Below are 16,756 nucleotides of genomic sequence, written 5' to 3' on the forward strand. Positions count from 1 at the left end.
GAGGATGTCTGGTTCATACTCTGCCGTTGTGGTGAGCATCGTGATCCCCGCGCACAACGAGGCCCGCGTCATCGGGCGCCTGCTGGACGGGCTGCTCGGCGCCGCCGAGCCGGGCGAGCTGGACATCGTGGTCGTGCCGAACGGCTGCACCGACGCGACCGCGCAGGTCGCGGCATCCTACGGGCCCTCCGTCCGGGTCGTTGAGTCCTCCGAGGCGTCCAAGGCGGCGGCGCTGCGGATCGGCGACGAGGCCGCGCGCGGCTTCCCCCGCCTCTATGTCGACGCCGACGTGGAACTCGGCACGGCGGACGTGCGGGCCCTCGCCGCCGCGCTGGAGCGTCCGGAAGTGGCCGCGGCGGCGCCGTCCCGGCGGCTCGACATGACCGGCAGGCCCTGGCCCGTCCGGTCCTACTACCGGGTGTGGACGCGGCTCCCGGAGGTCCGGCGCGGCCTGTTCGGGCGCGGCGTCGTCGCCGTCACCGAACGCGGCCACGCGCGGCTCGCCGCGCTGCCCCGCGTGATCGCCGACGACCTCGCGTCCTCGCTGGCGTTCGGGCCCGCCGAGCGGACGGTGGTCGCCTCGGCGGCCGTCACCGTCCACCCCCCGCGCACGCTCGCCGACCTCCTCCGCCGCCGCGAACGCGCGGCCGCCGGGGTCGAGCAGCTGGAGCGCGCGGACCTCGACCAGGCGGGCGGCTCGGCCCGGACCACGCCGTCCGACCTGCTCGCCATGCTGCGCCGGGAGCCCTCGCTCGCCCCGCACCTGGCGGTCTTCCTGTCGATCACGGTGCTCGCCCGCGCCCGCCAGGCCCGCCGCCGCGGGAACTACACGGCCTGGCAACGGGACGAGAGCAGCCGCACCTAGGCCGTCTCCCCCGGCGGCCTCAGCGCCCAGGTCAGTGCGTGGGGCGACGCCGGAGGCGAGGCCCGCCGGGAAGATCGCGAAGTGGTGCCGCACTCGCCAGGGCACGGTCACGTGCCGAGCCGCCCGGTGAAGAGGATCGGCCGGAACTTCATCGACTCCGCCAGCCCGGGAGCCAGTCGCGGCGTGCGGCCCAGAGGCGGCGCCAGTCCTCGCCCCGGGCGGTCGGGCGGCCCTGCCGCTCCGGGCGGGCGGAGAGCAGGCGGCTCAGCGTCGCGCGGGCGAGCACGCCGAACGCCAGCAGGCCGACGGCCAGATGCCGCGGGCCCGGCGGCAGGTGCCGGCGCAGCAGCGTGACCTTGCCGGTGAACAGCAGCACCAGCTTGCCCGCGCTGGTCGAGGAGCCCCCGGTCTCGTGCTGGTAGACGCCGCGTCCGGTGACGGTGGGCCGGTAGCCGAGGGACGCGGCGCGCAGGCACAGGTCGGCGTCCTCGCCGTACATGAAGAAGGCCCGGTCGAATCCGCCGGTCGCGTCCCAGGCGCGCCGCGAGACGAGCATGAACCCGCCCGTGACCACCGGGACGCGGCGGACCTGCGCCTCGTCCTCCCAGGGGCGCGGCGACTCCGGGTCGAACACGCGGCTGCCCGGGAACACCGAGGTCAGCAGGAACGCGAAGCAGAACGCGGGCCACAGGCCCGGCCGCCCCCACCAGGAGCGCGGGTCGACCGAGCCGTCGGGCGCGACGCAGCGCCCGCCCGCGATGCCGATGGACGGGTCGGCGCGCGCGCAGTCCACGAGGGCGTCGATGCTGCCGGGCGCGGGCAGGGTGTCGGGGTTGACGAACATCAGCCACGGGAAGCGGGCGTGGTCCGCGCCCACGTGGCAGCCGTAGGCGAAGCCGCCGTTGCGGCCGGTCTCGACGACCCGCGCGTCGGGCGCGACCGCCCGCGCGACCCGCGGCGTCTCATCGCCCGAGTCGTTGTCCACGATGATCAGCTCGGCCGGGCGGCGGCCGGTCGCGCGGCGCAGCGCGGCCACGCAGTCCTCGATGTACCGGGCGCTGCGGTAGGTGAGGACGATGATCGAGACGCCGTCCCCCTCGGGCACGGGGGCGTCCGCGCCGAGGAACCCGCCCTCGCTGGTTTCGGGCCGCACCGCGTCCTCCCGGGGACCGTGTCGCTGGGTCGCAGATCGTCCGAATCAGGGTGCCCCATCGCGCGCGTCATGACCGTGGGTCTGACCGGTCGTGGTCAGGGTGTCCCATGATGTCGATACATATGCCGTCATTTCTGGGCGGGAGGGCCGAGATTCTCGTCCGGGATCCACGGAGTGCCTGCTCAGCGGCCGCTTCTGTGTCCAGGATGGGCCCATGGCATTCCCCTTGATGCCCGGTTACGACCACATCAACGTGGTCGCCGACCTCGATCCCGGCACGGCGCTGCGGGACACCGAGCTCGGCGAGCGGATCCGGGACTATCCGAAGCTCCTCCCGGCGGGGTCCCCCGATTTCGGGCACGCGGTGCAGACCGGTCGGCAGTGGCGGATCGGGTCCACCGGGGCCATGGACCCCTCAAGCGCCCGGTACGGCCTCGCCTCGCACCTCCGCATGGACGCGCGCGACCAGGACGACGCGGAATTGGCACGCGCCATGCGCGCCGCCGCCGACCGGCTCGACCCCGAGGAGGGCGAGCAGCTCCCCAAGGACGAGTGGGAGGTCGGCGACCGCCGCTACCGGGTGATCCGGATGGAGCGGTTCGCGCTGATCGGGAACCGGACGATGGAGCCCCCGCGCGGCTGCGACGCGGCGCTGGACGGCACCGACGGCCTGCTGCGCGGGTACCTGATCGACCCGCGCGCGCCCGCCGGGCAGTGGGAGGCGCAGCTCAGGCTGAACCTGGTCGGGTTCGTCGCGCTGCCGGGCCCGGCGCCGGAGGCCGTCCGCACCGAGGCCCGGCACGCGATCCTCACCCACCCGGGCGTGGTGCTGCTCCCGCCCACGTTCACGGTGGTGGAGGTCAAGGGCGACACCTGGGAGCCGCTGACCGGCGGCCACCACCCCGAGGAGGCGCGGGAGCGGCTGGCGCGGCACTTCACCGACCTGCTGCCCCGGTTCCGCGAGTTCCAGGGCGACCCCGTGCCGCCGGGCGAGCTGGCCGAGTGGGCCGAGGCGTCCAAGCTGATCGAGGCCAGCACCGGCCACACGTTCACCGTGATGGGCCGCGAGTTCCGCATCCTGCGCATCTCCAGGATGCTGCGGCTCGGCCGGGACGGGCCCGAGGCGCCCCGCCCGTCCGACCAGGAGCGCTACGGCCTCCACGGCACGGCGGCCGGCGGGTAGCGGACGGGCGGGGCGCGGGGTCAGGGGGCGGAGGGCTCGCCGGCCGGCGCCGGATCGGCCGCCGGCGCCCCCTCCTCCTCGCGCGGGACGGGCCGCAGCACCACGAAGGCCAGCACCGCCGCCGCGATGCCGCCCGCGATCCCGGCGACGGCGGTGAGCGACATCGCGTCGACGAACGCGCTCCTGGCCGCGTCCGCCAGCGCGGTGTCGCCCTTGGCGCCCGCGATCGCCAGCGCGTTGCCGATGGAGTCGCGGGCCGGGCCCGCGGCGTCCTTCGGCATGGCGTCGGTGTAGGCGGCGGTCAGCACGCTGCCGAGGACGGCGATACTCAGCGCCTGCCCCACCTGCTGGACGGTGTCGTTGACGGCCGAGCCGACCCCGGCCCGCTCCTTGGGGAGCGCGCCGAGCAGCGTCCCGTAGGCGGCGGGGCCCGCCAGGCCGCTGCCGACGCCCATCACGACGAGCGCGGTGACCAGCAGCGGGTAGCCGTCCTCGGCCGACATCGAGGCGAGCACGGCGAAGCCCCCGGCGAAGAACAGGAAGCCGACCGCCAGCGCGACCCGCGCGCCGAACCTCTTGTCGATCATCACGCCGACGCCGTTGAACGCCATCACCGTGACCAGCAGCGGGATGAACGCGACACCCGTCTTGATCGGGCTGTACCCGAGGACGAACTGCAGGTACTGCGTGAGCGCGAGCATCAGGCCGCCGGAGGAGAACGACAGCAGCACGATCGACAGGCTCGCGCCGCTGAAGTTGCGGTCCTTGAACAGCCCGATCGGCAGCATCGGCTCGGCGACGCGGCGCTCCCACAGCGCGAACCCGACCAGCGCGAGCACCGCCAGCACGAGCCCGACCTCCACCTTCGCCGACGACCAGCCGTCGCGCGGGATGAAAATGACGCTCCACACGAGCGCCGTCATGCCGACCGTCGACAGCAGCGCGCCGACGAGGTCGGGGCGCGCCGCCGGGCCGCGCGACTCCGGGATGATCAGGACGGTGGCGAGGACGGCGAGCGCCGCGATCGGGATGTTGATGAGGAACACCGACCCCCACCAGAAGTGCTCCAGCAGCAGGCCGCCGGCGACGGGGCCGCCGAGCGCGCCCAGCATGAGCACCGAGCTCCAGATCGCGATCGCCTTCTTGCGCTCCTTGTCGTCGAAGACGGTGGTGAGGATCGACAGCGTGCCCGGCATGAGGAAGGCGCCGCCCACCCCCATCAGCGCGCGGGCGGCGATGAGCTGGCCGGAGGTCTCGGCGAGCGTGGCGGGCACCGAGGCGCCGCCGAACATCACCAGCCCGATGATCAGGCCGCGGCGGCGGCCGAACCGGTCCGACAGCGCGCCCGCGGTCAGCAGCAGGCCCGCGAACACCACGATGTAGGCGTCCAGGATCCACTGGATGTCGGAGTTGCTCGCGTCGAGGTCTTCGATCAGCGAAGGGATCGCGACGTTGAGGACGGTGTTGTCGATGACGACGACGAGGAGGCTCAGGCAGAGGACGCCGAGAATCCACCACCGGCGGGGATGTGGGGCCGACATGGCTCTCCGTTAGAACGGTGAACGAATTTTCGCACACTGTACTAATCTTAGAACAGCGTTCGCAAGGCGGTACCCTGGAGGCGTCTCCGGCGGCGTCACCACGCGGCCCACGCCTGTAACCAAGGACCCGCATGTCCCGCGAAACCGACCCCATCGCCCACTCGGTCTGGATGCGTCCGCCCAGGTCGCGGCGGGGCAGGCCGCAGCTCAGCCGGGAGGAGATCGTGTCGGCGGCGGTCGGGCTGCTCGACGCCGAGGGCCTGGACGGGCTGAGCATGCGCCGGCTGGCCGCGACGATCGGCGCGGGCGCGACGTCCCTGTACTTCTACGTCGCGGGCAAGGACGAGCTGCTGGAGCTCGCCGTCGACCAGATCATGGGCGAGGTCGACATCCCCGACGCGGCGCGGGTCGGCTGGCGGGAGGCGGCGGCCGGATACGCCCGCGAGTTCCGGGCGCTGATGCTCCGCCACCCCTGGGCGGTCTCCATCCTCGGCGTCACGCCCGCCATCGGGCCCAACGCGATGCGGGTGAGCGACCGGGCCATCGCGGTGCTCGACACCGCCGGGCTCACCGGGCAGGAGATCGCCTGGACCAGCTCGCTGCTGATGGCGCACGCGATCGGCGCGGTCATGTCCGAGACCGCCATGCACACGATCACCGCGCGGGCGGGCAAGTCCGTGACGGAGATCGTCCAGCAGATGGACGACTACGTGGAGAGCTACCGCGAGGAGCTTCCCTCGTTCACGGGCTGGTGGCGCGACAACAACGCGATGAACATGGAGAAGAGCGTCGAGACCGGCTTCGAGTTCGGGCTCGCCCGCATCCTGGACGGCCTGGAGGCGTGGCTCGCCCGCGAGCGCGCCTGATCCGCACCCGCCCCGTGCCCGGACGCCCTGGCCAGGAGGGGAGGCACCGTCCGGTGGCCGTCGCGGCGCGGCGCGGGCAAGATGGGTCAGCCGACGACACTGGAGGGCCCATGGCCGACCACCCCGAGATCGACTCGACCGTCCCGCACTCCGCCAGGATCTGGAACTACTGGCTGGACGGCAAGGAGAACTACCCGATCGACCGGGAGGTGGGCGACGCCTTCGTCGAGATCTTCCCGGGCCAGGTCGACATCGCCCGGCACTCGCGCGCCTTCCTCGGCCGCGCCGTCCGGTACCTGGCGGGCGAGGCGGGGGTCCGCCAGTTCCTCGACATCGGCACCGGGCTGCCGACCGTCGACAACACCCACGAGGTGGCGCAGCGCGTCGCCCCGGAGTCCCGGATCGTGTACGTCGACAACGACCCGCTGGTGCTCGTGCACGCCCGCGCGCTGCTGACCTCCACCCCCGAGGGCGTCACCGCCTACGTCGACGCCGACATCCACGAGCCGGAGTCGATCATCGCCATGGCGGCCGAGACGCTCGACTTCTCGCGTCCGGTGGCGCTGCTGCTGCTCGGCATCCTCGGCCACCTGCCCGACGAGGACGACCCCGAGGGCGTCCTCGCACGCCTGGTGAAGGCGCTCCCGTCGGGCAGCTTCGTCGTGATCAACGACGGGAGCGACGTGTTCGGGACGCCGGTCGGCGACGTCGACGAGTCGGCCCGCGCCCGCGCGATCGCCCGCTACGTGGAGGCGGGCGGCACCGCCTACCACCTGCGCCCGCCGGAGCGGATCGCCGCCTACTTCGAGGGGCTGGAGCTGGTCGACCCGGGCGTCGTGCCGGTGTCGCGGTGGCGCTCGGAGCCCTCGCCGTTCGGCGAGCCGCCCGCCGTGGACGCGTTCTGCGGCGTGGCCCGCGTGCCGTGATCCGCTGACCCCGTTCTCCGACCCTCGGCGTGCCGGGCTCGATCCCGGCCGCACGACGTGCCTATTCTAAAGTTCTGTAGAACTAGGGAGGATAGGGCATGTCGTATCCGGAACCGCGCTACCTCGGCGAGCACGGCGAGAGCAGCGGCGTACTGAGGCCCGCCGGCACCGCGCCCGACCTGTTCATCGGGGCGAGCGACGCCGACCGGGTGCACGGCGGCACCCGCGTCGGCTACCTGGCCACGGGCGGGTCGACGGACGGGGCGTTCGGGCTGTACCGCTGGGAGATGGGACCGGACCCGTCCGGGCCGATGCCGCACTTCCACCGGACGATCACCGAGTCCTTCTACGTCCTGTCCGGGACGGTCCGGCTCCACGACGGGACCGGCTGGAAGGACGCCTCGGCCGGCGACTTCCTGTTCGTCCCGGAGGGCGGCGTGCACGGGTTCCGCAACGAGTCCGGCGCGCCCGCCTCGATGCTGCTGCTGTTCACGCCCGGCGCGCCGCGCGAGGGCTACTTCGAGGAGCTCGCCGGGATCGCCGCGTCGGGGCGGCGGCCGAGCGAGGAGGAGTGGGCCGACATCTACGGGCGCCACGACCAGTACATGGTCTGATGGGCGGTTTCGCCGAGGAGCCGATCTACGAGCAGCTCGCCCGGATCGGCAAGGCGCTCGCGAGCCCCGTCAGGCTGCGCCTGCTCGACGTCCTGGACCAGGGGGAGCGCACCGTCGAGGAACTCGCCTCGGCGGCGGGCGTCCCGCTGAAGAACACCTCGGCGCAGTTGCAGCGGCTCCGCGCCGCCCACCTCGTGGCCGCCCGCAGGTCGGGGACGCGCGTCCACTACCGGGTCGCGGACCCGGCGGTCTCGCGGTTCCTGGAGGAGCTGCGGGGCCTCGCCCACGACCGGCTCGCCGACCTGCGCGCGTCGGTCGCCCTCCACCTCGGAGCCGGGGTGGAGGCGGTGGCGGCGGACGATCTCGCGGCGCGCCTGTCCGACCCCGCGACGCTGGTCGTCGACGTCCGGTCCGCCGAGGAGTACGCGCGCGGGCACGTGCCGGGCGCGGTGTCGATGCCGTTCGAGGGCCTCCGGGACCGGCTCGGCGGCCTCCCGCCGGACGGCGAGATCGTCGCCTACTGCGGCGGCCCGTACTGCGTGGTGTCCCCCGACGCGGTCCGCCTGCTGCGCGAGCACGGTTTCGAGGCCCGCCCGCTGGACGGCGGGTTCGCGCGCTGGCACCGCTCCGGCCACCCGGTCGCCAGGTAGCACCGGGAAACGGCGGGCTGGGGAACGGCGGGCTGGGGAACAGCGGGCTGGGGAACAGCGGGCTGGGGAACAGCGGGCTGGGAACGGCGGAGGGCGGCCCGCCTGCTGGGAGAGCGTCTTCGACGGGCCGCCCGGTCCGCAGCCGGTTACTCGCGGCCGAAGGCCAGCAGCACCGAGCCCTTGTCGTTCGGGTAGGGCGTGAACATGTCACCGGTCAGGGCGTAGACCATGCCCTGGGAGACGACCGCGCCGCCCCCGCCGGCGAGGGAGCCGCCGCGCCCGACGCCGCCGTTGACGGTCGGGAAGTCGGCGATCGTGTCGAAGGCCCACAGGACCTTGCCGTCCTCGGCGGAGTAGGCGCGCAGCTTGCCGTCCATGCTGCCCTCCCACACCAGGCCGGGCGTGGTGGTCACCGCCGGCGGGTGGCCGAGGCGGCACACCTTCGGGTACTGCGCCGCGCCGCCGGTCGTGCAGCCGTCCGCCGGGTTCGGGGTGTTCCAGATGACGTGCCCGGTGGCCGGGTCCAGCGCGAACAGCGTGCCGGGGTTGCCCATGTAGGTCGCGACGTAGAGGCGCTGCCCGTCATAGCTGCTGCCCCACTGGATCCCGCTCAGCCCGCCGCCCGGCATCGGCTGGGACAGCTGCCGCTGCCAGACGATCTTGCCGGTGGTCGCGTCCAGCACGTGGTAGACGCCGAGCTTCTGGCCGATGCCGATCAGGCGCTTGCCGCCCGCGGTGAACAGGTTCGGCGCGGCGCCGAGGTCGAAGTCCAGCGCCGTGCCGTCGGGCAGGTTCGGGCAGTACTTCTGGTCCTCGGGCGACTGGCTGCTGCACTCGCGACGCCAGGTGTCGACGTCGGTCATCTTGCGCGTCCAGCGCTCCTTGCCGGTGTCGGTGTCGAGCGCCAGCACCGAGTCGAAGTGCCCGCCGCTGCCGCTGTAGTTCTGCCCGGTCCCGACGTACAGCGTCCGGGTCTCGGGGTCGATGGCCGGCGTGCTCCACACCCCGGCGCCGGACGGCCCGTAGCGCGGCACGCCGTTCGGCCACGTCCCGTCCTGCTTCGGCTCGGGGACGGTGTAGAACTTCCAGTCGATCTTGCCGGTGCGCGCGTTCAGCGCGTTGACCTGCCCGCGGAAGGTGCAGCAGGCGTGCTCCTTGCCCATGAGGTTCTCGCCGCTGGACACGCCGACGTAGACCCGGCCGCGGAAGACGATCGGGGAGCTGGTAACGGTGGCGCTGACGTGGTTCTCGACCCGTTGCGCCCAGTCGAGCTTGCCGGTCCGCTGGTCGAGCGAGTAGATGTAGCCGCGCGTGTCACCGAAGTAGACGTGGCCCTCCGCCACGGACGCGCCGTCCCGGACCTGGGTGAACCCGGTCCCGACGGTGGACAGGTCGAAGCTCCACTTCGGCGCGCCGGTCCTGGCGTTCAGCGCGCGGAACTGGCCGTCCGGGCCGCCGAAGTAGATCGTGTCGCCGACGACCGCGGGCTGGCTGTGCGGCGCCCCGGCCTGGCGGGGGAAGCCGAAGGCCCACTTCAGCTTCAGGCCGCCGACGTTCTTGGCGTTGATCTGGCGTTCCTGGGCGTTGAAGCGGGAGCCGTAGGTGTCCTTCTGCCAGGTGGGCCAGTCGCCCGACATCGGCCGGCCCGAGGCGCTCGTCACGCTGGACGCCACGGCCAGACAGCCCGCGGCGATTACGGCGGCCGCCTTCAGCAGGCGGCCGCGTCCGATCGGATGCATCGTCGTTCCCTTCACTTGGCGGGGTTCCGGCCGGACGCTCTGGGAAATCCGGCCGGACGGATCTGGGGAAAGCGGTCCCTCGAACGCGCTGGTCGGGGCGGGCCACCGGTGGGGTCGATCGGGAGGCTGGGGCTCGCCCGGGGCACGGGGCGTTCGGGGGGCCGGACGTCAGGGGGAGCCCGGACGGATGTCGCGGACCAGGCGGTCGCGGAGCGCGCCGGTGTTGCGGCGGCTGACGGTCAGCCGGGCGCCGCCGACCCGCAGCGTGCACCGGCCGCCGTCCAGGACCATCTCGTCCACGTGCGCGAGCGCGACCAGGTGCGACCGGTGGATGCGGACGAAGCCGGCATCGCCCCACGCCTCCTCCAGCGCCGCCAGCGACACCCGCACGAGATGGCTGCCCGCCTGCGTGTAGAGCCGCGCGTAGTCGCCGTGCGCCTCGGCATAGCGCACGTCCGCGCGGCGGACGAACCGGATCACGCTGCCCACCCCGGCGGGGATGACCTCCGCGACGGCGGGCCGCCGCTCGGAGGCACGTTCCGGCGAGAGCGCCGCGGCCGCCGTGCGGGTGGACGACCCCGCACACCCGCCGGGACAGTCGAGTGCTTGGTGGTGGGACGACCCGGCGCAGCCGAGTGCCTTGTGGGAGGACGACCCCCCACACTCCCCGGCACAACCGGTGGGTTCGAGCAGGAGCGCGACATCGTCGAGCACGTCCCTGGTCACCGCCGTCCCGCGGTCCGGCCCGTAGGCGGCGAGCGTCCCGCCGTCGAACGGGACGGCCACGACGTGGCGGACCGGGCAGTGCGGGTCGGCGCACCGGACCTCGCCGGTGCGGGCGTGCTCGGGGGCGTCGGGAGCGTGCCGCGTGCCCGAGCCGTCCCAGGCGAGCAGGTGCTCGCCGTCGGTCACCGCGACGGCGGCGCAGCCGAGCGCCGCCCGCAGGTGCCGCGCGGCGGCCTGCGCCCCGCCGGCGGAAGGGCCGCCGTGGAGCGCCTGGGCCGCGCGCGCGACACCGCGGATCGCCCGCGCCGCACCCCCCGCCGGGCCCCTGCCGTGGCGGGAGCGGTCGGCGGGGATGCGGCCGCCCGCGGGCGGTCGGTGCCGGGCGACGGTGCGCATGCCGATGATCATCGCGGCGAGGCCGCAGGCGCCGGCGACCACAGTGGCGTGCATGCACTCATGCAATCCAGGTGCTCGCCGGCGTTCAATGGGCCGGTGCGGCTCTGGCACGTAGGGCAAAACATTGGACGTTCCCCGACAATTCAGCGGCGGTAGGGGGTGTAGCGGTCCCAGAAACCACAGTGGTGCTGCTCGCCGATCTCCCGGGTCAGCTCACTGTCACCCGCCGGAACGAGTGACATCACCGCGTTGTCGGAAGTGGTGAACGGGGACCAGAACGGTGTTCCATCGACGGTCGGATTCCCGGTGCGCGCGAAACCCGTCCATTGCGCGGTGAGCTGCGCGCCGAACGACTTCTGGTTCTGGGTCAGCTCGCCGCCGCCCGGGAACGGCGACAGGAACGGGCTCTCACTGATGTGGTAGGAACCGTTCGGCTTCGTCTTGTCCAGGAAGAACATGGGCGGAGCGTCGGCGTTGTCGGTCTGGTAGGCGAACACCTTGATATGGCGGGCCAGCCGCTTGTCGTTGAGCAGCGCGGGGCAGACCGAGTTGGAATCGGCGACGATCGTCCGGTAGGCGATGAACGCCGACGGCTCGGGGAAGCGGTTGATCGGGTACAGCTTCATGACCTCGTCGGCGATGTCGCCGTACTGCTCCTTGACCAGCGTCTGGTACTCCGCGGGCGTGGTGGCCGCCCTGAGCTGGGTCTCGTCGCGGTCGACGCCGTGCATGAGCGAGACGTCGTTGATGTTCCCCTTGGCGAACGCCTCGCCGGGCGACTGGAGCAGGGTCTTGCCGTCCACGACCGGACCCTGCGTCCCGCGGTCGGCGCCGATGCCGCCGCCGGCCTGGTCCAGCACTTTCTGCACGGGCAGTTTCCGCAGGCACGCCGCGTCCGCGCAGCCGAGCGCGGTGGCGAAACGCTTACCCGTCGCCTGCGCCTCCGCCTCGGTGGGCAGCTTGGTCTTGCAGTCCTGCGCCTGCCACTGGGTGTCGCCGCCACGCAGCGAGTTGTACTCGCCACTCTGGGAGATCCCCTTCTGGAAAAGCCCCTTGGCCGTCGGCGACACGCTGTTGGCGCACACGCTCGACCCACCGGCGGACGCGCCGAAAATGGTCACGTTCTTCGGGTTGCCGCCGAACCTCGCGATGTTCTGCTGCACCCAGCGCAACGCGGCCTGCTGGTCCTGGAGCGCGTAGTTTCCCGCGTTCTTCCCGAAACCCTCGTGCGCGAGGAACCCGAAGATTCCGAGCCGGTACCCGACGCCCACATGAAGGACGTTCCCGTCCTTGGCCAGATGCGACCCGTCGGACGGCCCGCCCAGGCGGAACCCGCCGCCGTGCAACTCGACCATCACCGCGAGCGGCTTGTCGGCCTTCTGCGGGCGGACGATGTTCAGGCGCAGGCAGTCCTCGTTGGTCGAACCCGGCCCGAGGCCCTGGGGCTGCGGACAGGAACTGCCCCGTTCGGTCGCCTGGTAGGTGTCGGCCCACTTCGCGTGCGGCACGGGCGGAGCCCACCGCAGGTCGCCCACCGGCGGCGCCGCGTACGGGACCCCGAGCCACGACTGGAGGCCGTCGGCGCTCACCGTCCCGCACACGGGCCCCTGGTCGGTCTGCACCACGGTCCCGTCCGCGCACGCGGGCGCCTTGAGCACCGTCCCGCCCGCCGGACCCGACACCGTGAACGCCACCGACGCCGCGCCCAACGACGCGACAGCGGCCACCATCAGACGCCATCTCTTCGGCTTCATGCTGAACACGCCTTTCACACGCGGCAACAGAGGCCCGAAACGTAAACCGTCACCCCCGCGCCGCCCACCCGTCCCGCATCCCTTGCGGAGAGCGCCGCCAACCGCTCGCCAAGCGGTACCGCCCCATCGCTGAACGGCCCGCCCGCTCGGTCACACAATGTAATAATTTCACTCCATACCGCGACCGCAACGGCCCACGGCGAGCGCGCCCCTCCCCCGGCACAATCCGAACCACTCCGGCGCATGCCCGCGCGAGCGACAGTTCAGCCGTTCGTATAACTTTCCCGTAGGACGGTACTTCACGCTGTCATATTGTGCCTTCATAAGTATTGTCGTCGACGGTTAACCATTCCGCGGAACGCAGGTAGGTTTGGCGGTGGACCGGGCGGACCACCGACTTCCCGGCGCCGCGCGGAGGGGGTGGTTGATCTTGAACTCGCCCGACGAAAGGGATGGTGAACGAGATCCGGACGGCCCCCCGAGCAATGCGCTGACCGGCCGAGTCGTGGGATCCAGCGTTCAGGCGGGGTCGATCTCGGGTGGCCTCCATATCAACGCGCCGCACCACGCGTCGCTTCCGGCACCGGCACAACTTCCGCCTACCGGAATCTTCGCCAATCGCGCCGAAGAACTGCGAGAACTGAGCAGAATAGCCGCCACCGTTGCTGGAACGGGCCAACCGCGACTTCTGGTACTTACCGGGGTGGGAGGTGTCGGAAAGACCAGTCTGGCGTTGCACTGGCTGCACCAGGAAAAGGCGTCCTACGAGGGGCAGCTCTTCGTCGACCTGCGCGGCTTCTCGGGGACCGGGCCGCTGCCGCCCGGGGAGACGCTGGAGCGGTTCCTGCGGGCGCTCGGCACCGGCGCGGAGAGCATCCCCGCCGACCTGGACGAGCAGGCGGCGCTGTTCCGGTCGGCCACCACGGGACGGCGCCTGATCATCATGCTCGACAACGCGGTCTCCGCCGCGCAGGTGCGCCCGCTGCTGCCGAACGAGGGCGGCTCGCTGATCGTCGTGACCACGCGGCTGCGGCTGTCGGGGCTGGTGGTGAACGGCGCGCGGTTCCTGGACGTCGACCCGCTCGGCCTCGACGGGGCACTCGACCTGCTGGAGAACGTCATCGGCGCCGACCGGATCGGCGCCGAGGACGAGTACGCGCGGGAGCTGGCCAGGCTGTGCGGCAGGCTGCCGCTCGCGCTCTGCGCGTCCGCCGCCCGGCTCGCCGCGCGCGGCCGGTGGACGATCGCCCGCGCGGTCGCCGAGCTGGGCGATGAGGCGCGCCGGCTCTCCGCGCTGCGCACCGGGGAAGGGGACATGTCGGTGAACGTGGTGTTCAACGCCTCCTACCAGGCGCTCGACCACGCCCACGCACGCGCCTACCGCCTGCTCGGGATCCATCCGGGGCCCGACTTCACCGTCCCGGCGGCGGCGGCGCTGCTCGACGTGCGGGAGGAGCGGGCGGTGCAGCTCCTGGACGGCCTGGCCGACGTGAGCCTCCTGCTGGAGGAGGCGCAGGGGCCGGACGAGAGGTACCGCTTCCACGACCTCGTCCGGCTGCACGCGCGCGACAAGGCCGTGGAGGCCGAACCGGAGGCCGAGTGGTCGCAGGCCCTGGAGCGGCTCGCGGACCGCTACCTGCGCACGGCGGTCGCGGCCGACCTCACGCTGCTGCCCGGCCGCTGGCACCTCGGCGACCACTACCGCGCCGAAGCGCGACCCGAGGTGTTCGCCGACCGCGCGGAGGCACTGGACTGGCTCGACCGCGAGCAGGACAACCTGGCCGCGATCGCCCAGGAGCGGCACACCGCCGGACACCACGCGGTCACCTGGCAGATCTGCGAGGCGATGTGGCCGCTGTTCCTCCAGCGCAAGCACTACCAGCGGTGGATCCGGCTGTACGGCCTCGGCGTCGAGGCCGCCCGGGCCTGCTCGGACGCGCGGGCGCACGCGCGGATGCTCGAAGGGCTCGGCATGGCCCACCTCAACACCCAGGACCTCGACGCGGCGCGCGGGCACTACCGCGCGGCGCTCGACCTCGAACGCCGGGCCGGCCACCCGCTCGGCGAGGCCGCCGCGCTGGAGGGGCTCGGGATCGCGGAGCTGGCCGCCGGCGCGGCCGCCGAGGCCATCGGGCTGTTCGGCCGCGCCCGGGACGTGCACACCGCGCTCGACCGGCCGCGCGGCATCGCGCTGATGACCCGGCATCTGGGCGAGGCGCTCAGCGCGGCGGGCCGGCACGCGGAGGCGGTCGCGCATCTGACCGAGGCGCTGGAGATCTTCACCGGGCTGGACGAGCCCTACCACCGCGCCCGGACGCTCACCTGCCTCGGGCAGGCCCATCTGCGCGCGGGGCGTCCGGCCGACGCCGAGGCGGCGCTGCGCGCCTCCCTCGGCGCCGCGCGCGAGGCGGGCGCCCGGCACGAGGAGGCGGGCGTCCTGCGCGAGCTGGCCCGGGTGGCGGCGGACCGGGGAGATCCCGAGGCCGAGCGCGACCACCTGGAGAAGGCCCTGGCCATCTACGCCGTCCTGAAGTCGCCCCAGGAGGAGGCGGTCAGGGAGCAGCTCGCGCGGTCGGACCCGCCGCCCTGATCCGTCCCGCCGCGTACCCGGGCCAGGGTCAGCGTCGCCGTCCCGAGCGCGCCGACCGGACGGCCGGAGGCGACCCACGCGTGCACCGCCGAGGCGTAGGAGGCGACGTCGTCCGCCGCGGCCGCCGCGGCCGCCGCCCGCCCGAGCGGGACGAGCGCGAACCGCCACCCCGCCACGGCCAGCTCCCACCCTCCCGACCGCGACGCCACGGCGGCGACGAGGCAACCGGGGTAGTCCGACCGGAGCGCCGCGAGAGCGCGGGACGGCGCGTCCCGGACGATCACGTCCGCGCACGGCAGCCAGGCGGGCGGCGCCTCGCCGGGTCCGACCGCGACGTGCTCGTCCAGAGGCGGTGCGGGCGGTGCCGCCGCGTCGAGGCCGGAACGGCGGAGGGTCAGCGAGGTGCGCGCCGTCCGTCCCGTCTCGATCCGTACGCGTTCCGTCCCCGGCCCGGAGAAGGCGAGCAGGTCGCCTCGACCGTCCCAGACGCGTACCAGCGAAACGGCCATCACGCGGCCCGGAGACCGGTGTCGGGAATGGGTTGCGGCAGGGGGACGGGAGCCACCTCCGGTGGGGACGACCGGTCCGGCAGCCGCATGAGCCGGTACATCTCCCGGCGGATCAGGAGCGCGGCCTCCCCGGGACGGGAGGTCAGGTCGCGGTGGAACGCCTCGTGGACCGACGGCCCGAACGCGTGCGCGGCGTCGTCGAGCTGGGGTGCCAGGGGCGCGTCCCAGTCGAGGCGCGGGGCGACCGCGCCGAGGCGGGCGGCGTGGGAGCCGGGGGCCACGCTGTCCTCGGGGAACGCGCCGAGCAGCACCGGGACGCCGAGGGCGGCGGCGTAGCTGGTCACCGAGCCGTGGTCGCCGATGACCCGGTCGGCGGCGACGAGCGCGGCGCGCCAGCCGTCCTCGGGAGGGAGCAGCCGGACCCCGAGGCGCAGGCAGTCGGTGTGCCAGGCGGTCACCTGGCGCCTGCCGTACCACGACCAGATGTGGGGATGGAGGGCCGCGACGACCTGGTGGTCTTCGCGCGGGAGTTCGGCGGCGACCCGGTACAGCAGGTCGGGACGGGAGCCGAACAGGGAGTCGTCGTTCCAGGTGGAGCTGAGGAAGACCAGCCGGGTGTCCGGGCCCGCGCCGAGGGCGCGGCGGTAGAGGTCGCGGTGGGGCAGGCTCGCGAACAGGCGGTCCAGGCACGGGTCGCCGCCGACGAAGGCGACCGGCAGCGCCTCCGGGCAGTCGCGCCCCAGGACGGCGAGGTGCCGCTCGTGCGCGAGGACGAGCGAGGACGGCACCACCCGGCCGCCGACGACGAGCCGCTCCCTGGCGAGGCCCGCGACCGGGCGCGCGGCCGGAGGGCCGGAGCCGTGGAAGCGGCCGAGCAGCTTGCCCGGACCCGAGCCGTGCGGCAGCGTCATGACGGGGGCGTGTAAGCCGTCCAGCATGCCCTGGCTCGCGGCGACCGCGAGGTCGAAGCGGGACGCGGCGGCCTCCCGCCAGGGCAGCACCACGCCGCCGAGGCCGCGCAGGTAGTCCTCCAGCCCGCGGGTGAAGATCGAGGCGGGCGCGGCGGTGTAGGCGACCACGACCCTGCGGTCGCTCTCCAGCAGCGGCAGGACGTCGGCGAGCCGCGTCGCCGCCGTCACGTGGTGCGCCACCGCCAGAACCCTGCGGTGCGCGGACACGGTCGCTCCCTTGCGCGCGTCCGGGCCGAAGGGCCCGGGCGACCACGCGTCCCCGGAGCAGTGCAT

Annotated in this window: 14 protein-coding genes; 7 read left to right on the forward strand and 7 right to left on the reverse strand. The window is 73.4% G+C overall.

Annotated elements, in window-relative coordinates; translation table 11 throughout:
• The first annotated feature begins 31 nt into the window (after positions 1 to 31).
• Positions 32 to 865, forward strand: a complete 834-nt coding sequence (locus KLI87_RS12975) for a glycosyltransferase (RefSeq protein ID WP_214617123.1) — start codon at positions 32 to 34, stop codon at positions 863 to 865.
• Between the two features lie 148 nt (positions 866 to 1,013).
• Here the strand turns inward: KLI87_RS12975 and KLI87_RS12980 are convergent, their stop codons facing one another.
• Positions 1,014 to 2,018 carry a glycosyltransferase family 2 protein gene (locus KLI87_RS12980; RefSeq protein WP_156216152.1) on the reverse strand — a complete coding sequence of 335 codons (1,005 nt, stop codon included), beginning with the start codon at positions 2,016 to 2,018 and terminating at the stop codon, positions 1,014 to 1,016.
• A 214-nt stretch (positions 2,019 to 2,232) separates the two neighbouring features.
• Between KLI87_RS12980 and KLI87_RS12985 the strand changes: the two genes are divergently transcribed.
• The gene (locus KLI87_RS12985; RefSeq protein WP_156216151.1) at positions 2,233 to 3,201 is read left to right on the forward strand and encodes a DUF5954 family protein; all 969 of its coding nucleotides are present in this window, start codon (positions 2,233 to 2,235) and stop codon (positions 3,199 to 3,201) included.
• Positions 3,202 to 3,221: 20 nt separating this feature from the next.
• On the opposite strand, the gene KLI87_RS12990 is transcribed toward KLI87_RS12985, so the two are convergent.
• Positions 3,222 to 4,742 (reverse strand): MFS transporter, encoded by a 1,521-nt coding sequence (locus KLI87_RS12990; RefSeq protein ID WP_214617124.1) that lies wholly within the window; start codon positions 4,740 to 4,742, stop codon positions 3,222 to 3,224.
• 131 nt (positions 4,743 to 4,873) lie between these two features.
• Here KLI87_RS12990 and KLI87_RS12995 point away from each other — a divergent pair, with 131 nt between their 5' ends.
• The 4 genes from KLI87_RS12995 (at position 4,874) to KLI87_RS13010 (ending at position 7,798) form a co-directional block, all read left to right on the forward strand.
• Positions 4,874 to 5,608, forward strand: a complete 735-nt coding sequence (locus KLI87_RS12995) for a TetR/AcrR family transcriptional regulator (RefSeq protein WP_156216149.1) — start codon at positions 4,874 to 4,876, stop codon at positions 5,606 to 5,608.
• Positions 5,609 to 5,718: 110 nt separating this feature from the next.
• The gene (locus KLI87_RS13000) at positions 5,719 to 6,534 is read left to right on the forward strand and encodes an SAM-dependent methyltransferase (RefSeq protein ID WP_214617125.1); all 816 of its coding nucleotides are present in this window, start codon (positions 5,719 to 5,721) and stop codon (positions 6,532 to 6,534) included.
• Between the two features lie 98 nt (positions 6,535 to 6,632).
• The gene (locus tag KLI87_RS13005; RefSeq protein ID WP_214617126.1) at positions 6,633 to 7,148 is read left to right on the forward strand and encodes a cupin domain-containing protein; all 516 of its coding nucleotides are present in this window, start codon (positions 6,633 to 6,635) and stop codon (positions 7,146 to 7,148) included.
• Positions 7,148 to 7,798 (forward strand): metalloregulator ArsR/SmtB family transcription factor, encoded by a 651-nt coding sequence (locus tag KLI87_RS13010; protein WP_214617127.1) that lies wholly within the window; start codon positions 7,148 to 7,150, stop codon positions 7,796 to 7,798. The genes KLI87_RS13005 and KLI87_RS13010 overlap by 1 nt, the downstream gene beginning before the upstream one ends.
• Positions 7,799 to 7,944: 146 nt before the next feature.
• On the opposite strand, the gene KLI87_RS13015 is transcribed toward KLI87_RS13010, so the two are convergent.
• The 3 genes from KLI87_RS13015 to KLI87_RS13025 form a co-directional block, all read right to left on the reverse strand.
• Positions 7,945 to 9,537, reverse strand: a complete 1,593-nt coding sequence (locus KLI87_RS13015) for a PQQ-binding-like beta-propeller repeat protein (RefSeq protein ID WP_156216145.1) — start codon at positions 9,535 to 9,537, stop codon at positions 7,945 to 7,947.
• Positions 9,538 to 9,705: 168 nt separating this feature from the next.
• On the reverse strand, positions 9,706 to 10,713 hold the full coding sequence (locus tag KLI87_RS13020; RefSeq protein WP_250903751.1) for a LytTR family DNA-binding domain-containing protein: 1,008 nt from the start codon (positions 10,711 to 10,713) through the stop codon (positions 9,706 to 9,708).
• Positions 10,714 to 10,802: 89 nt separating this feature from the next.
• Positions 10,803 to 12,389: a carboxylesterase/lipase family protein gene (locus tag KLI87_RS13025; RefSeq protein WP_214617128.1), complete on the reverse strand. Its 1,587-nt coding sequence runs from the start codon at positions 12,387 to 12,389 to the stop codon at positions 10,803 to 10,805.
• A 529-nt stretch (positions 12,390 to 12,918) separates the two neighbouring features.
• Between KLI87_RS13025 and KLI87_RS13030 the strand changes: the two genes are divergently transcribed.
• Positions 12,919 to 15,003 (forward strand): tetratricopeptide repeat protein, encoded by a 2,085-nt coding sequence (locus tag KLI87_RS13030; protein WP_308166009.1) that lies wholly within the window; start codon positions 12,919 to 12,921, stop codon positions 15,001 to 15,003.
• Here KLI87_RS13030 and KLI87_RS13035 read toward each other — a convergent pair.
• Positions 14,931 to 15,512 (reverse strand): hypothetical protein, encoded by a 582-nt coding sequence (locus tag KLI87_RS13035; protein WP_214617130.1) that lies wholly within the window; start codon positions 15,510 to 15,512, stop codon positions 14,931 to 14,933. The two genes, KLI87_RS13030 and KLI87_RS13035, sit on opposite strands and share 73 nt — an antisense overlap.
• A complete protein-coding gene (locus KLI87_RS13040; protein WP_214617131.1) occupies positions 15,512 to 16,756 on the reverse strand; it encodes a hypothetical protein in 1,245 nt (414 codons plus the stop codon). Before KLI87_RS13040 ends, KLI87_RS13035 begins: the two co-directional genes overlap by 1 nt.

The sequence above is a fragment of the Actinomadura sp. NEAU-AAG7 genome, assembly GCF_018603865.1.
GTDB classification, from domain to species: Bacteria; Actinomycetota; Actinomycetes; order Streptosporangiales; family Streptosporangiaceae; genus Spirillospora; species Spirillospora litoris.

Excerpts from the sequence above, each read along its gene's own strand:
- KLI87_RS12985 (WP_156216151.1), top strand. The coding sequence starts at position 2,233 with ATGGCATTCCCCTTGATGCCCGGTTACGACCACATCAACGTGGTCGCC.
- KLI87_RS13020 (WP_250903751.1), bottom strand. The coding sequence starts at position 10,713 with ATGCACGCCACTGTGGTCGCCGGCGCCTGCGGCCTCGCCGCGATGATC.
- KLI87_RS13040 (WP_214617131.1), bottom strand. The coding sequence starts at position 16,756 with ATGCACTGCTCCGGGGACGCGTGGTCGCCCGGGCCCTTCGGCCCGGAC.
- KLI87_RS13025 (WP_214617128.1), bottom strand. The coding sequence starts at position 12,389 with ATGGTGGCCGCTGTCGCGTCGTTGGGCGCGGCGTCGGTGGCGTTCACG.
- KLI87_RS12995 (WP_156216149.1), top strand. The coding sequence starts at position 4,874 with ATGTCCCGCGAAACCGACCCCATCGCCCACTCGGTCTGGATGCGTCCG.
- KLI87_RS13000 (WP_214617125.1), top strand. The coding sequence starts at position 5,719 with ATGGCCGACCACCCCGAGATCGACTCGACCGTCCCGCACTCCGCCAGG.
- KLI87_RS13015 (WP_156216145.1), bottom strand. The coding sequence starts at position 9,537 with ATGCATCCGATCGGACGCGGCCGCCTGCTGAAGGCGGCCGCCGTAATC.
- KLI87_RS13035 (WP_214617130.1), bottom strand. The coding sequence starts at position 15,512 with ATGGCCGTTTCGCTGGTACGCGTCTGGGACGGTCGAGGCGACCTGCTC.
- KLI87_RS13010 (WP_214617127.1), top strand. The coding sequence starts at position 7,148 with ATGGGCGGTTTCGCCGAGGAGCCGATCTACGAGCAGCTCGCCCGGATC.
- KLI87_RS13005 (WP_214617126.1), top strand. The coding sequence starts at position 6,633 with ATGTCGTATCCGGAACCGCGCTACCTCGGCGAGCACGGCGAGAGCAGC.
- KLI87_RS12990 (WP_214617124.1), bottom strand. The coding sequence starts at position 4,742 with ATGTCGGCCCCACATCCCCGCCGGTGGTGGATTCTCGGCGTCCTCTGC.